We start from the raw sequence: 14,394 nt of genomic DNA, 5'->3' as shown, positions 1-14,394 counted from the left end.
AGCGCCAACATGGATTGCTGGTCAGTACTGCAATTACCCGAAGACGCCGACGCGCGCACCATCAAGCGCAGTTACGCGCGACTGCTGAATACCTTCCGGCCCGATGAAGATCCCGAGGGTTTCCAGCGTTTGCGCGAAGCCTATGAGCATGCGCTGGAAGCTGCCCAATGGCGGGCCGAAAATGCTTCGCCCGAGCACGAAGTCGCCATGGCCGAAGGCGCAGAACAGCCGAATCACGCCAACCTACAGGCGTGGTCCGCTGTGCTCGACCTTCAACCGCTGAACATCGAAAACCCTCCCTTTCTGCACCCCTTGAAACTTGAAAGTCCGCCTCCGCTCCGCTCGCTGAACCTTGCACCTTTCCATGCTCAGCCATTGCACGAGCCGCTTGTCGCGCCGCAGGCGTTAGCGGCGCGGGCATTGATCGACGGGCTCACGGAACAGAACCTGACCGAACGTTGGGCGCAGGCACAACAACAGCAATGCGCCCAAGCGTTTGAGCAGTTGCTGCTGGCGCTGTGCTTCGATCATCCGGGTCTGCGCAATCCGGTCGCCAAGTGGGCAGTCCAGCACCTCGATTGGTTGGCGCCCTGGCAAAACGTTCAAATGACCGATTGGCAGCGAGACGCCCTCGCCAGCGGTTTGCTGCAGGATTATCGGCAGGCGTTGCAGGAATTGCTTGAAGGCGGCAAGGAGCGAGAGTTTCTCACCTTGCTCAAAAACTATACGGCGCAGCCTTGGCTACAAGTGTTTGATCGTCGCCAGGAATGGCAGCGAATCATCCTGCAACTGTTCAGCGATACCGAATGGAGCCTGCCGCTGTTTGACCGCGTCGGGCAGGTGTTTGGCTGGGACGACGAAAAAGGTATTCATCCAGAGCCTGCGTCGACGTGGGCGGCCTTGATGGAACGCTGCCATCAGGAGAGTTTTTACGAAAACCTGCGCGCCAAGGCGCAAGACAGCCGGACCTGGGCCGCCGACGTTCAGGCCGCGCAGTTGCTGATGAACCCGATGAAGGATGGCCAACAGAAGAAAATGATCGACGGCTTCGGCCAGAACGAGTGGCAGGCCTGTCATGACCTGGCGCAAACCCTCAAGTGGCGCTATCCGCAATTGCGTTTACGGTTGCCCCATGCCGATGTCTTTCACTGGCGACGTTTTTTGCCACGCCCCATCGCCGACGAAACCTGGGTGCAGGTCTGGGCGAGTATTGCCCTGGCGATGTTTTTGTTTTATTTGCCGACCGAGCACAAATCCCTGGGCTACAGCATCGGCATGCCGTTGATATTGGCCTTCGTTCCGGTCTGTTTTTTGCGCTTCGCCCTGAGTTGGTGGGTGCCGATCACGTCGCAATTTATCGTCCAGGACCTTTGGCTGACCGAGGGCCTCGTGCCCCGGCACTGGAACCCGGACACCCGCTGGCTGGTGATACGACATGGTGGACCGCAAGCCGTGCTCGCGTTGCTGTTCGGGATCATGCTCGGTTGGCCGGGCGTGGTGACTTACCTCGGCTTTATGCTGATCGGTCTCTTGCACAAACGGCGCATCGGGCAGCTCGACCCTGAACTCAGCGCCCGACGGCCATGGCTGACGGCGCTGCATTGGGCGCACTTGAGCCCGCTGCAGTTGGTGTTTTTGCTGTTCATGGTCGGGGGCATCCTCGTGTGCCTGATGTATTACCCGGACTATCACCTGACTCGTTTGAGGTTCAGCTGAGCGATTGTCGGCCGATCTGCTTAAGTAGCTATGGCCCGCGATTAACGCGGGTCCACGCTGAAAAGGATCTGAGCATGTTAAAACTGACAGGACTTACCCTCGCGGCGCTCACCCTGAGCGCCGCCGCTCACGCCGACGTCGATCTGAAACTGGGCAGCACCGAACGCGTTACGCGGCTGTTCTCTTATCCCAACAACTGCAACGTCATCTGCTTTCGTCATTGGACGCTTGAGCAGACCGTCGAGCATTACCTGACCCAAAGCGTGCAACGCGATGGTTACAGCACCGCGAAAGTACGGGTCAAAACCGATAACGACCACCTCTACGCCGACATCAGCGGCGTGCCAAAGGGTTACGAAAAACCGCTGGCCAGGCTGCTCGATGCGGGCGACCTCGCTTACTCCGGCGCAAAAAAACTCAACGTCGATGGCAAATGGGCCTACAGCTGGTATCTGTTCCTGCCGCTGGGCATGGCTCTGGAAAACCGTAAAAGTGTCGAACTGTTGCACTTCCCGCCGGATTACTCCCTGACTCAGGCCCAGGACTACCTGCGCTCGGCCACCACGGATCGCTGGGCCACGCTGCTGACGGACAACGGTATTCCAGCCGCCCAGACGCCGGGCTATCAGACTATCATCGACATCGCGCCGATTGCTGCGCCGGCCACTGCGGGCAAGGACCTGGAAGGTGTCTACGGTTATTTCAAGGACTACCAGACCACCATGGTCAAGGAAGTCAGCCAGAACGCCCACGGTGCGGCATTGCCGATGGTTGCCTTCGGCGCGCCGGTGCGTAACTGGATCAAGCAGCAATATGGCCCGACCGTGAATGTGCTGGGGCTGGCCACGATCAGCCCGAGCGCCGGGGTGAACGTGCCGGTGCTGGGTTCCAATCACCCAAGTTATATCTGGTACGCCGCCGATCCGGCCACCTACACCGGCGAAGACGCCCAGGCGAAGGCCGATGCCGCGGGGCTGACCGTCATGGGGCAGGATTTGAGCGCCGCCTGCTGGCAAGCCGGCATGGGCAGCAAACCGGGCAGCGATCCTGCCGTTCAGCTGAAAAGCTGCACGCAGACGTGGCAAGTGACCCAGAAAGAGAAAACCTGTGAGCTGTTCTACACCTCGATCCGCAACCTGACGCCTGAACAAGCCGTGGCCAAGTGCGCAACGACGCCGATCCAATCGCAGCTCAGCCGGCTGCAGGCGCCAGCACCGGAGACAGCGGTGCCAGTGCCAGCGCTGTAATCGCCTGTAGACGTTGCGCGTGAGCGATGGCTCACGCGCAACGGCATTCAGCTCATGTGCCCGATCACCTGCAGTTTTAGCGTCGGCGTGATCTTTGTCGAAACGCTCTACTGCGCTTCAACCGGACGCAGACGGTACTGCGGCGGCAGTTGCTCAAAACCGCTGATGGTTGTGTTCAGGCTTTTCCAGCGACCGTCCTTGATGCCATAGATGCAACCGTGGATCGACAGGCTCTGCCCGCGATGCCAGGCGTTTTGCACAATGCTGGTGTGCCCGACGTTGGCGACCTGCTGGATCACGTTGAGCTCGCAAAGACGGTCTACCCGCTCCTCTTCGGTCGCCAGCACGGCCAGTTCTTCACGCTTTTCGTAATAGAGATCACGAATCGAGCGCAACCAGCCGTCAATCAGGCCCAGCTGTCGGTCCTGCATCGAGGCACGCACGCCGCCGCAGCCATAGTGGCCAGTGACGAGGATGTGTTTGACCTTGAGCACGTCGACCGCGTACTGGATCACCGACAGGCAATTGAGGTCCGTGTGCAGCACCACGTTGGCTACGTTGCGGTGGACGAACAGGTCGCCCGGCAACATGCCGACGATTTCGTTGGCCGGCACGCGGGCATCGGAACAGCCGATCCACAAGTATTCCGGCGTCTGTTGACGGGCCAGCTTGGAGAAGAAGTCCGGATCTTCCTGCTTGATCGCTTCGGCCCAGCGTTCGTTGTTATCAATCAGATCTTGTAATTCGTTCATGCTGTAAAGCCTCAAGAATGATGCGCTGGTTTGACAGACAACCGTCCGTCGAGGTCACGCGCTTGATACAACTATGGCCGGTGGAATTCTCAGGAGCCCCGTGGGTCCACCTTAGTAAGGCCCACAGTATGAGGAATTGCCATGACTGATTCACGACGTCCGTACGATGCGGCGCAACCCGAGCCCATCGATGATAACGAAGACCGCATGGGCTCGCTGCATGAGCTTGATTTCGACGAGGAAGAGCCCAGCGCCAGAATTGGCGATGAACTGCCGGAAAACGAACGCGAGCGATTGATGCCCCGTGAACGCGTGCGTGAGGCCGGAATGACGGGCGCCTCGACCAATGACCATGAACCCACCGATGACGACATGAGCCCGGAAACGTTGATTCGTGAAGACGGCGCGCGGGATGCTCATGAGGCCGGTGAAGGCAATCAGGCAGATTGGGATTTAAGCATTGTCGATGAAGACGACATTGGTGGAGGCAATGGGCTGGATGAAGAGGAACTGGCGCGGCGCGATCCGATGGACGGTAATCGTTGATATTTAGTGCTCGTCAGGACCCCATCGCGGGCTTGCCCGCGATGTTCTTGAAGTGACTCAATCCACCAATGTGCAGGCCATGACCACCGCATCTTCGCGACCGCCAACCGCCGGGTAGTAATCCCGCCGCCGCCCGATCTCGTTAAACCCATAGCGCTCATACAACTTGAACGCGCCACGGTTGCTGTCACGCACTTCCAGGAAACACTCGCGCGCCTTGGCTTCATACGCCCGGGACATCAAGTGCTCAAGCAGCGTCAGGCCAAGGCCACGCCCCTGGTTTTCCGGTTTGACGGTGATATTGAGCAGGTGCGCTTCATCAAGGATGATCTGCACCACGCCATGACCGACCTGCTGCTGCCCTTCGAACATCAGCCAGATCTGGTACTTGCCCAGCCCGTCCAGAAAAATCCCGCGAGTCCAGGGATGGCTGTACGCCGCGTATTCAATTTTCAGGACAGCGTCCAGGTCCGCCTCGGTCATCGGGCGAAACGATACAGCGTCACTCATTCGATTCTTTCCAACGCGCCATCAGCCGACGCATGGCTTGCCAGACATCAGCCTTACGCTGTGGCTCTTCCATTAATAATTCCAGGCCCGGCAGGGCCCAGACCGAGCCCAGGCCTTCGACCTGGAGTTCGCGATTGAAGGATTCTGCATTCGCCTCCCCGGCAAAACGCACCGCCGGCAGGCCGATCAGCCACACGCAGACGCACGGTGCGTCTTCCAGGCGGGCCGAAAGAAACCCCTGCACAAAATCACGGGCGGCTTCAGGACCTTGATCCATGGTGCCCCGCACCAGCAACGGCCAACGCACGGGCTCGCCGACAATCTGCGGGCTGTCCGGCAGACCGGCGGCACGCAGCATGTCCTTGAGCAACAGATAGGCGGGATCGCGGGTCTGGAAGGTTTCGCCTGTGGGTAACTCCACCAGCAGCAGGCAACGACCGGCGCGCAGCAATTGCAGGGCGAAACGCGGTGGCGGCACGACCGGAGCCTTGAGCGCGACCGGTGCCTCCTCTTCCTCGACCTTGGCGTTCGTGCGCGTGCTGGCGAGGGAAGGACGTGGCACCTCGATTTTCACCCGCTCGGCCGGTTTGACCACGGGTTCCACGGGCGCTTCGGCCACAGGAACCGGCACCACTGGCGCGACGACCAGAGGCTCGGGTATCTCCAGCAGCTCGGGGCGCGAAGGCGCGGCAAAGGGCAATTCGGTGCGCGGCAGCCAGTTGACCACCTGCATGGCGGTCAAATAGGCGCGGCGACGGGACTCGATAAGCAAAGGTCGGCCACTTGTGGATAACTAAAGTGCGGTGATTCTACCGCCCTTCGTTAAAGATCGCCCGCTGTTGATCGATAGAAAACCGACACTCCGTCCCGAGAGTGAATCGACACGCCTGTGATGCAGTACAATCGCGGCTTTTAATCGCTAACCAGCCGGCCATTCCGATGATCGAACCCAAGCGCGTCTTGCGCGCCCTCGCTGAACACTGGGCACTTCTGGAGCCACTGTGCGAGCACTTCGACCAGGGCACCTTGAGCCTCAACGAACTGCGCACGCAGCTGGCCGCCCAGCAACTCGACAGTACGCCGCAGGACATCACCAGCTTGCTGGACGTGTGGATCCGCCTCGACATTCTGGTTCCGGTGGCGAAAAGCCCGAACCGTTTCGAGCTCAACGCACAGATTCACGACTTCCTCGCTTACCTGCGCCGTGAGCACCGTCTGGGCCTGTGCCTGGAAATCGAAGCCTACTTGCGTCACCTCGAGCGTCTGGCCGGTTACATCCAGGACGCCTTCGACATTCGCGACGGCCACGACCTGGCGCGCCAGTTGCGTCTGCTCGACATGCGTGTGCGCGACGTTCTGAAGAAACTCGACAACGACGAACAGGCACTGGTAGCCGTGGCCGAACGGGCCAAGACCAGCGACCGGCAGATTCCGCTGCGTCAGCGTTATGCGGAAGTACTGGCGACCTGGGACGAATACGTCGAGCCGATGATCGATCTGGTGAACGCCGACGGCGCCTTCGAACAAGGCGTGCGCAAGGTCGAAACCGTACTGCTGAAGATGCTCAGCGAACAGCAGCGCCTCGGCCATCTGGTCGATGACGACATGCTGCTGCGCACCCACGCGCGCATCCTCGAAATGCAGACCAGCGCGCAACTGACCTTGCGTCATGCCCGCGAACTGCTGCTGCCGCTGCGTGAAGAGGCCCGCCGCCACAACGCCGTGACCCGTGGCGCGGCGCTGGCCCTGTCGGCCATTCGCCGTAAAGGGATCGATGCGGTGCCACAAGCCGCTATGCCGATGTTCACCCGGCCGCAAAGCACCTTCCTCGGCAGCGCCAGTCAGGTCGAAGCCTACGTGTATGCCCTGGCCCGATTCGAGCCGAAACCGGCGCGTTTCCCCAAGGCTCACAAGACCCAGAAAGGCGAAGCGCCACGCGCGCCACGCACGGTTCGGGAAATGCTCGAACGCTGCGAAGACGCCCTGCCGATGCCGGACCTGATGACCTGGCTGCTGGAGCAGGAACCGGACGGCGCCACCGACGAATTGCTGTATTGGTTCTCGCGCCTGTCTCGCGAGAAACGTTTCAAACGCGAGCGTCTGGAACGTCGCGATTACCACACTCATGAGCACCAGGTCAGCCTGCGCTCCTTCGCCCTGCTCTCGGCCCGCGACACCGCCGAGGATTCTGCGAGCACCCCACATGCATCTTGATCTAAACGAACTGTCCCAGCTGGCGCCGATCTTTCGCGAGCTGTTCAAGGGTTACCACGTCAGCCGCCGCGACCCGGAGCTGTACGCCCAACTGTCGAACTTCCAGGACCAGTACCGTACGCTGTTCAAGGCATTGGGCTTTGAACTGGTCTGCGACACCCGTGGCTTCTACTACTTCGTCCCGGACCTGGCTGCCGCCGCCGTGAACAAGACTGCCCAGCGTCTGGCGCTGTTCACCTTCATCCTCGTCGAGCACCTGGCCGACCAGGGCCGTGACCCGGTCGCCGTGCTCGATGGTGGCAGCCTCGGTCGCGATGAATTGCCTTCCTTGCTGGAAAAGTACCGCGACCTGTTCATTCAGGCCGAAGTGCAGACCGTTGAAGATCTGGAAGAAAAGATCATGCGCCGCATGACCCAACTCGGCTTCGCTGGCGAAGAAAACGGCATCTATCGCTTCCTGCCGCCGATGCACCGTTTCCTCGACGTGTGCTTGTCGGTTCAGCAGGACCGCGATCTGGCGGCCAGCCTGCACAGCGTCTTGCCGTTGCCAGTTCCAGTCCTGATCGATGACGACAGCGACGAAAAACTGCTGCAAACCGACGATCCGCTGGACCTCAGTGACTTCGAAGAAGAAAGCGAAGAAGACGCCATGGCCCGCGCCATTGCAGAAGAACAGGAGACCGACGCATGAGCAAGGAACGCTACGGCATCCGCCGCTTCGCCCTTTTGAACACCGCCGGTTACAGCCTCGGGCTGTTTCCACTGGAAGAACCGTTGTCGGTCTACGGCGCGAACAACCTCGGTAAATCTGCGTCGATCAACGCGCTGCAGTTCCCGATTCTGGCGCGCATGTCGGACATGAGTTTCGGCAAGTACAGCCTGGAACAATCCCGACGGTTCTACTTCGCCTCGGACACCAGTTACATCCTCGTTGAAGTCGCGCTGCCCCACGGTCCACACGTGATCGGCGTGGTCGGTCGCGGCCCGGGCGGTGGTTTCGGTCACCAGTTCTTTGCCTACGCCGGCAAACTGGATCTGGCGCACTATCAGAAGAACGACACGTGCCTGCGCCAGAAAGAGCTGTTCACCAACCTTGAACGCGAAGGCCTCAAAGCCTACGAACTCAAGCCGGATGAACTGCGCCGCTTGCTGGTCGGCGGTCACACCTCGGTTCCGCTGGACCTGACACTGATCCCGCTGCGCTCCACCAGCGAGCAGAGCCTGAAGACCTTCCGCGCCCTGTTCATCAACCTGCTGCACATGCGCGAAATCACTGCGGCCAAGCTCAAGCAACTGTTCCTCGATGCCTTCGAACACAGCTTGCGTTCCGGCAGTGTCGATTACATCGCCGCGTGTGAAGAGGCGTTCCGCGATGTGCGACGCATGGAGCAGGACTACAACTCGCTGGTCACCGCCGGCCCGTTGGTTGAAGCCCTTGCGGCAGGCGTGACCCAGCGCAATATCCTGCGCGGCAAGTTGCACCGGATCTCGCCGCTGCTCGACTCGTTGCTCGGCACCTGGTCGGACTACGCCAGTGCGCGCAAGGAAGAGCTGACGATTCAGGCCGAACACTACCGCAACGAACAGGACGCGCTGCAAAACGATCAGCGCGGTGGTACGCAGGAGTTGATGCGCCTGGAACGGGAAATCACCGGTATCCAGCGCTGGCTCGGTGAACTGTCTGCGCTCAAGAATCGATTTGCCTTGGTCGATGACGTCAAAGTGCTGGAGCAGCAATTGCTCGCGGCCAAGGACGCGCACGACGAACTGGCCGGTGCGCTGGCCCAGTCGCGGCAGTTCAGCGCCGAAGATCTGGAAGAGCGTCTGCGCGATCTGGAAAAACGCCTGAAGTCGGTCAAGCAGCAACTCGACCACGCCGACAACAACAGCTACGCCCGTCTGCGCGAAGAGTTCTCGCAACAGGACGTCGAGCGCCTGATGCGCCTGTTCAACAGCGCGCTGTTCAGCCTGCCGCTGGGCGAGCACGGCATCACGCTGGACGAGGACGGTCAGTGGGTCAAATCCATGGAGCTGATCCTCGACGGGTTCAAAGGCGAGCGCTTTGAAGTGCCGGGCCTGTCCATCGACATCTCGAACATCGAACCCCCTGCCCTGCAGGCCCTGGCTGACCGCGCGGCGTTGCGCGATCAGAAAGAGCGTCTGGAAAAAGAACTCAAGCAGCTCAAAACTCAAGCTGCCGTGGCCGCCGACCGCGCCGCGAGCAAGACCCAGACCGAGGCGCTGTACCAGCAGGTGCTGGATGCGCAGAAAGCCCTGGAAGATTTCCGTCGCACGCAGACCCTGAGCGCCGAAGAAGGCGACAAGCTCGAACAACTCGCGCAGATGGAAGCCGCGCAGGACGAATTGAAGCGCTCCAGCGACGCCTTCACCGAACGCGTCCAGCAACTGTCCGCCAAGCTGCAACTGGTTGGTCGACAAATCGGCGACATGGAAGCCAAGCAACGCACCCTCGACGACGCCCTGCGCCGTCGTCAGCTACTGCCGGCAGACCTGCCGTTCGGCACGCCATTCATGGACCCGATCGACGATTCCATGGACAACCTGCTGCCGCTACTCAACGACTATCAAGACAGCTGGCAAGGTTTGCAGCGCAGCGATGGTCAGATCGAGGCGCTGTATGCACAGGTTCGCCTCAAGGGCGTGGCCAAGTTCGACAGCGAAGACGATATGGAGCGTCGACTGCAACTGCTGATCAACGCCTATGCACACCGCACCGACGAAGCCCTGACCCTTGGCAAGGCGCGCCGTGCGGCGGTCACCGACATTGCCCGGACCCTGCGCAACATTCGCAGCGACTACGACAGCCTCGAGCACCAACTGGCGCTGTTCAACCGCGAGATCAACAAGCGTCAGGTCTCCAACCTGCAGAGCTTCCGTATCGTACTGGCGCCGAACAAGGAAGCGCTCAAGCACATCGACCAGATCATCCACAGCGCCGGCCAGTACGAAGAAGGCGAAACCCTCTCCGTCTTTGACCTGAGCCAAAGCGCCGAGCAGGACAACAAGAACGAAGAGGCCAAGGAATACCTGGCGCGGCTGGTGGCGGCGAACCACAACCAGCTCGGCCTCAAGGACTTGTTCGAGTTGGCGTTCGAGATCACCAAGGTCAACGGCCAGCCGGTGATCCACACCGACATCGACGGCGCTGCTTCCAATGGCACCACGATGACCATCAAGGCGCTGACCAACATGTATTTGTTGCTGCACTTGATGGACCGCGACCAGGCCGGTCGTGTGCGCCTGCCGTACTACCTCGACGAAGCGGCGGACATCGACGAGAAGAACCAGGCCGCGTTGCTGGAGACCAGCCTGCAACTGGGCTTCGTACCGATTCTGGCGAGCGTGAAACCACAGGTCTGCGCCAGTGTGGCGATTGACCTGGAAGGTGGTAGCGGACCTAACGGGATCTACATCGATGAGGCGGACTGGAAGTACATTCGCCGTCACGATGAGGTGAAGGCCCTAGTTAACGTTGAAGCGGATGAGCCGGAGCTGGATGCCGTCTGACCTGCATTAATCGAAGGCAATGAAAAGGCCGCGATCCAATGGATTGCGGCCTTTTTTGTTTAGAGCTGGACATTGTACGTGAGCTTGAGGGCCCCTTCGCGGGCAAGCCCGCTCCCACAGTGGTCAGCGCCGTTTGCAAATTTTGTGTACGGCCCAAATCAATGTGGGAGCGGGCTTGCCCGCGAAGGCGTCATCACCGACGCCAATTAACCCTACTGCTTACCGAGGGCAATCTTCGGCGCCCAGGTCAGCCACTCATCTTCGAACTTGTCGAATAGCGGGAAGGTTTGCTCGGCCCGCGCCGGGCTACCCATGCGCTCACCGTCCGGCGTAGCGAAGGCGATACCGCCCTGAATCAGTGTCTCAAGCGACTCGGTACGAACCGTCGCACCTTTGAACAAGCCATAGTCGAAACCGAAACCACTGGTGTTCCAGAAACGCGTGCCGCTGCGTACCAATGGCGCGTACTTTGGCTCGATCAGGATGTGCACCAATACACGATCTGCCGTCTGGCCGAGCTCATAGCTTGTCACCTTGCCGACAGTGACCTCGCGGTAGGTAACAGGCACACCGATCTTCAACGAACCACGGCGCGCGGCGCTCAATACCAGGCTCAAACCGGCTTCTTGCTTGGCCGTTTCCGGTGGATTGGCCAGGGCGACAAAGTTTTTCTGCGGTCCAAGATTCTTCAGTGCCGGCTGCACTTCGATGTATTGACCGGTGACCAGGGTTTCGAGGTTAGCGGTCTTGATCAGCCCCAGTTCAGGCTTGACCACCCAGAACTGGCTGCCGACCCGGGCGATACGCTCAGGGACTTCGGTGATTCGCGCGGTGAGCAGGACCGATTGCAGGTCATCGCTGAGGTCGACGTCTTCGACCTTACCAACGTCCAGGCCTTTGAATCTCACCGCCGTGCCACTGTGTAAGCCATCAGCACGGTCAACCTTGATGGTCACCACGGTGCCTTTGAGATTCGCCTCTTCATGGCTGGGGAACAGACGGAAACGAGGGATGCGCTTCTTCAATGGCGCATTGGCTCGCGGGGTTTCGAATGCAATGCCCCCGGCCAACAGGCTTTGCAGCGACTCACTTTTGACCTGGATCCCGCCGGTCAATCCACCCGTGAGCGTGACACCACTGGCATTCCAGAAACGCGTAGAGGCATTGACCAGTCCTTCGTATTCTTTCTCGATGTGCACACCGATGACCAATTGCTTCTTGACCTTGGAGAACTGATAACTCTGGACCGAACCGACCTTGACCTGTTTGTAGAGAATCGGGCTGCCGACTTCCAGTGAGCCCAGGTTTTCGGTGAACAACACCAGGTGCAGACCCGGGGAGCGCAAGTCCAGCGGCGGCGCTTTCGGACGCGCCACGAACTCACGTTGCGGCGCCGCACCTTTGTCGCCCGGTCGCACGGCGATGTAGTTACCTTTGACCAAGGCTTCCAGACCGGTGATGCCGGCGAGCGAGATCGACGGTTTGACTACCCAGAACTGAGTGCCTTCGACCAGATAATCTTCGGCCAATGGATCAAGGGTCAACTCGGCCGTGGCGGCGGACAGGTCTGGATCGATCTTCAGCGCTTTGAGATTGCCGACCTGGATGCCTTTGTACATGACCGGTGTGCGACCGGCCTGCAAGCCTTCGAAGTCACTGAGCTTGACCTTCACCCGAATACCGGCGGCAGCGGCGTCGAAGTCTTCATAGAGACGGAACGGCAGACTTGGATCGGTCGGTGGGCTGTCCTTGCGGTTTTCCGGTGTGGCGAACGCTATGCCGCCAGCGACGATGCTGGCCAGGGATTCGCTGCGCACTTTCACGCCCGACAGGTTGGCGTCGATGCTGATGCCGCTGGCGTTCCAGAAACGCGTGTGTTTGCGCACCAGGTTGGCGTAGGTCGGCTCAATGAAGACTTTGAGCTCAACCGTGCTTTGATCTTCGGAGAGCACGTAGCTTTTGACCTGCCCGACCTTGATTTGCTTATAGAACACTGGGCTGCCGCGACTCAGCGAGCCGAGACGATCAGCCTTGATCGTCAGGTGCAGACCGGGTTTGGCGTCCGACAGCGGTGGTTCTTCGGCCAACGCTTTGAACTTGCGAGTGGGTTCGCCTTCGCCGGGACTGACGGCGACGTAGTTACCCGAGACGAGGGTTTCCAACCCGGTGATACCGGCAAGCGTCACGCTTGGTTTGATCAGCCAGAAGCGTGTGCCCGTCTTGAGGTAGGGCTCAACGTCCTTGTTCATCTCAATGGTGGCGATGACGCCTTTTGAACTGCCTTCGTCATCAAGCTTAAGGGCTTTAACTTTGCCGACCGACATGCCTTTGTAGACCACTTCGGTCTTGTTGGCCTGAATGCCTTCACCGCTTTCGAAGCGCACCTGAATCTCGATGCCGTTTTCGCTATAGGCACGCCAGCCGAGCCAGCCACCAATGATCAATGCGATCAGGGGCAATACCCAGATGGCAGACCAATTCGAGGCCGGTCGGGTTTTAGCTACAGGCAAGTCATTCATGGTCGTCGTCCGACTCCGTGTTATCCCAAATCAGTCGGGGATCGAAAGTTACTGCGGCAAGCATCGTCAAAATCACCACACTGGCGAAAGCGATGGCGCCAAGATTGGCTTCGACGCTGGCAAGCCGTCCGAAATTCACGACCGCCACCAGGATGGCGATCACAAAGATGTCCAGCATCGACCAGCGTCCAATGAACTCAATGAAGCGGTACATCCAGATTCGCTGTCGCGCCGAAAGTGGTTGGCGGCGCTGCACCGAAAACAGTAGCAACGCGATACCCACCAACTTGAACGTGGGTACCAGAATGCTGGCGATAAAAACCACGGCGGCGATGGGAATCATGCCGTGCTGAACCAACTGAATGACGCCGGACATGATGGTGCTCGGATCACCCTGCCCCAAGGAACTGACAGTCATGATCGGCAGCATATTGGCCGGGATATAGAGAATCGCCGCGGTTATCAGCAGCGCCCAGGTACGCACTAGACTGTTCGGCCGACGGACATGCACGAGCGCACCACAACGGGTGCAGCTCTGCTCGTCGGTGTCCGCTTGCTGCTTGTTCAATTCATGACATTCGGTACAAATCAGAATGCCCGCATCAATCGCCCGCATGGGCATTCTCTCCTGACAAAGCCTGCCAGATCTGATGAGGCGACATCACCACCTCCAACCAGACCTGGACCAACAACAAACCGATAAAGCACGCTAATCCAAGGCCTACGGTAATGGCTGCCATATCTGCCAGTTTGACGATCGCCACCAGTACGCCCATGAGGTAGACCTCGAGCATCCCCCAGTCCCGTAGATGGTGATAAATTCGGTAGAGCAGCAAACCGTAGCTGCGTCCGATATCAAAGCGGATGCTCAACAACACCATTAATTGGCAGAGCAACTTGAGCAGCGGGATCCCCATGCTGCACAGGAATACAACCACCGAGACGCCTTGCATGCCGGTCTCGAACAAGCCGACAACGCCAGTCCAGACAGTGTCTTGCGAGGACTGCCCGAGTAGATTGAGCTGCATGATGGGTAAAAAGTTCGCCGGGATGTACAACAATAAAGCGGCGATGACCAAAGCGAGACTGCGATGCACGACATTGTGTCGATGAGCATAGAGCTCGTAGCCGCAGCGCGGGCAGAGTGCTTTCTCGCCTCGGGCGAGTTCAGGCTTGCGCATCAGCAAGTCACACTCATGACACGCTACCAGGTCTTCCAGCGGTAATTCTGACAGCCTTGAGGTGTCAACCGGATCTGGCATAAGAGGCTCTGGCTCCGAAAAAGTTGGACCTATTCTAGTGTCATGAACCAAAAATAACTGTGCAAATTTGTGCTATCACGGACGAGCATTTTCCTGCGGG

Annotated in this window: 12 protein-coding genes; 6 read left to right on the top strand and 6 right to left on the bottom strand. The window is 59.5% G+C overall.

Annotated features, from left to right (window positions below):
- Positions 1 to 9: 9 nt before the first annotated feature.
- A complete protein-coding gene (locus ACM6I0_RS22825) occupies positions 10 to 1,716 on the top strand; it encodes a J domain-containing protein (protein WP_414923354.1) in 1,707 nt (568 codons plus the stop codon).
- 74 nt (positions 1,717 to 1,790) lie between these two features.
- Positions 1,791 to 2,963 (top strand): hypothetical protein, encoded by a 1,173-nt coding sequence (locus tag ACM6I0_RS22820; protein ID WP_414923353.1) that lies wholly within the window; start codon positions 1,791 to 1,793, stop codon positions 2,961 to 2,963.
- A gap of 107 nt (positions 2,964 to 3,070) precedes the next feature.
- Here the strand turns inward: ACM6I0_RS22820 and can are convergent, their stop codons facing one another.
- Positions 3,071 to 3,715 (bottom strand): carbonate dehydratase, encoded by a 645-nt coding sequence (gene can / locus ACM6I0_RS22815; protein ID WP_222588451.1) that lies wholly within the window; start codon positions 3,713 to 3,715, stop codon positions 3,071 to 3,073.
- A 141-nt stretch (positions 3,716 to 3,856) separates the two neighbouring features.
- Between can and ACM6I0_RS22810 the strand changes: the two genes are divergently transcribed.
- On the top strand, positions 3,857 to 4,261 hold the full coding sequence (locus ACM6I0_RS22810) for a serine kinase/phosphatase (RefSeq protein WP_414923352.1): 405 nt from the start codon (positions 3,857 to 3,859) through the stop codon (positions 4,259 to 4,261).
- A gap of 57 nt (positions 4,262 to 4,318) precedes the next feature.
- On the opposite strand, the gene rimI is transcribed toward ACM6I0_RS22810, so the two are convergent.
- Complete coding sequence (rimI, locus tag ACM6I0_RS22805; RefSeq protein WP_090179968.1) at positions 4,319 to 4,771, bottom strand: ribosomal protein S18-alanine N-acetyltransferase; 453 nt, start codon at positions 4,769 to 4,771, stop codon at positions 4,319 to 4,321.
- Entirely contained in the window at positions 4,764 to 5,504 is a 741-nt protein-coding gene (locus ACM6I0_RS22800; RefSeq protein WP_414923482.1) for an energy transducer TonB, read from the bottom strand. The genes rimI and ACM6I0_RS22800 overlap by 8 nt, the downstream gene beginning before the upstream one ends.
- A 206-nt stretch (positions 5,505 to 5,710) precedes the next feature.
- On the opposite strand from ACM6I0_RS22800, the gene mksB reads away from it, so the two are divergent.
- Genes mksB through mksF form a run of 3 tightly spaced genes read left to right on the top strand, consistent with a single transcriptional unit; the run spans position 5,711 to position 10,513 of the window.
- Positions 5,711 to 6,985: an Mks condensin complex protein MksB gene (mksB, locus tag ACM6I0_RS22795; protein ID WP_167360476.1), complete on the top strand. Its 1,275-nt coding sequence runs from the start codon at positions 5,711 to 5,713 to the stop codon at positions 6,983 to 6,985.
- Positions 6,975 to 7,676, top strand: a complete 702-nt coding sequence (gene mksE, locus ACM6I0_RS22790; RefSeq protein ID WP_222588453.1) for an Mks condensin complex protein MksE — start codon at positions 6,975 to 6,977, stop codon at positions 7,674 to 7,676. The genes mksB and mksE overlap by 11 nt, the downstream gene beginning before the upstream one ends.
- Positions 7,673 to 10,513, top strand: coding sequence for an Mks condensin complex protein MksF (gene mksF, locus ACM6I0_RS22785; protein WP_414923351.1), 2,841 nt, complete (start codon positions 7,673 to 7,675; stop codon positions 10,511 to 10,513). The genes mksE and mksF overlap by 4 nt, the downstream gene beginning before the upstream one ends.
- 212 nt (positions 10,514 to 10,725) lie before the next feature.
- On the opposite strand, the gene ACM6I0_RS22780 is transcribed toward mksF, so the two are convergent.
- From ACM6I0_RS22780 to ACM6I0_RS22770, 3 genes are read right to left on the bottom strand one after another with little or no spacing between them, the layout of a single operon-like run.
- Positions 10,726 to 13,032: an intermembrane transport protein PqiB gene (locus ACM6I0_RS22780; protein WP_414923350.1), complete on the bottom strand. Its 2,307-nt coding sequence runs from the start codon at positions 13,030 to 13,032 to the stop codon at positions 10,726 to 10,728.
- A complete protein-coding gene (locus tag ACM6I0_RS22775; RefSeq protein WP_285435174.1) occupies positions 13,025 to 13,648 on the bottom strand; it encodes a paraquat-inducible protein A in 624 nt (207 codons plus the stop codon). Before ACM6I0_RS22775 ends, ACM6I0_RS22780 begins: the two co-directional genes overlap by 8 nt.
- Positions 13,635 to 14,294, bottom strand: coding sequence for a paraquat-inducible protein A (locus tag ACM6I0_RS22770; RefSeq protein WP_285435172.1), 660 nt, complete (start codon positions 14,292 to 14,294; stop codon positions 13,635 to 13,637). Before ACM6I0_RS22770 ends, ACM6I0_RS22775 begins: the two co-directional genes overlap by 14 nt.
- Positions 14,295 to 14,394 lie beyond the last annotated feature (100 nt).

Origin of the sequence: Pseudomonas sp. IT-P294, assembly GCF_949767865.1 — a bacterium.
Taxonomy (GTDB): Bacteria; Pseudomonadota; Gammaproteobacteria; order Pseudomonadales; family Pseudomonadaceae; genus Aquipseudomonas.
This window is presented reverse-complemented; position numbering and strand designations above follow the sequence as displayed.

What these genes read in the sequence shown, in the direction of transcription:
- ACM6I0_RS22825 (WP_414923354.1), top strand. Translation starts at nt 10, where the DNA reads ATGGATTGCTGGTCAGTACTGCAATTACCCGAAGACGCCGACGCGCGC.
- ACM6I0_RS22820 (WP_414923353.1), top strand. Translation starts at nt 1,791, where the DNA reads ATGTTAAAACTGACAGGACTTACCCTCGCGGCGCTCACCCTGAGCGCC.
- can (WP_222588451.1), bottom strand. Translation starts at nt 3,715, where the DNA reads ATGAACGAATTACAAGATCTGATTGATAACAACGAACGCTGGGCCGAA.
- ACM6I0_RS22810 (WP_414923352.1), top strand. Translation starts at nt 3,857, where the DNA reads ATGACTGATTCACGACGTCCGTACGATGCGGCGCAACCCGAGCCCATC.
- rimI (WP_090179968.1), bottom strand. Translation starts at nt 4,771, where the DNA reads ATGAGTGACGCTGTATCGTTTCGCCCGATGACCGAGGCGGACCTGGAC.
- ACM6I0_RS22800 (WP_414923482.1), bottom strand. Translation starts at nt 5,504, where the DNA reads ATGCAGGTGGTCAACTGGCTGCCGCGCACCGAATTGCCCTTTGCCGCG.
- mksB (WP_167360476.1), top strand. Translation starts at nt 5,711, where the DNA reads ATGATCGAACCCAAGCGCGTCTTGCGCGCCCTCGCTGAACACTGGGCA.
- mksE (WP_222588453.1), top strand. Translation starts at nt 6,975, where the DNA reads ATGCATCTTGATCTAAACGAACTGTCCCAGCTGGCGCCGATCTTTCGC.
- mksF (WP_414923351.1), top strand. Translation starts at nt 7,673, where the DNA reads ATGAGCAAGGAACGCTACGGCATCCGCCGCTTCGCCCTTTTGAACACC.
- ACM6I0_RS22780 (WP_414923350.1), bottom strand. Translation starts at nt 13,032, where the DNA reads ATGAATGACTTGCCTGTAGCTAAAACCCGACCGGCCTCGAATTGGTCT.
- ACM6I0_RS22775 (WP_285435174.1), bottom strand. Translation starts at nt 13,648, where the DNA reads ATGCGGGCGATTGATGCGGGCATTCTGATTTGTACCGAATGTCATGAA.
- ACM6I0_RS22770 (WP_285435172.1), bottom strand. Translation starts at nt 14,294, where the DNA reads ATGCCAGATCCGGTTGACACCTCAAGGCTGTCAGAATTACCGCTGGAA.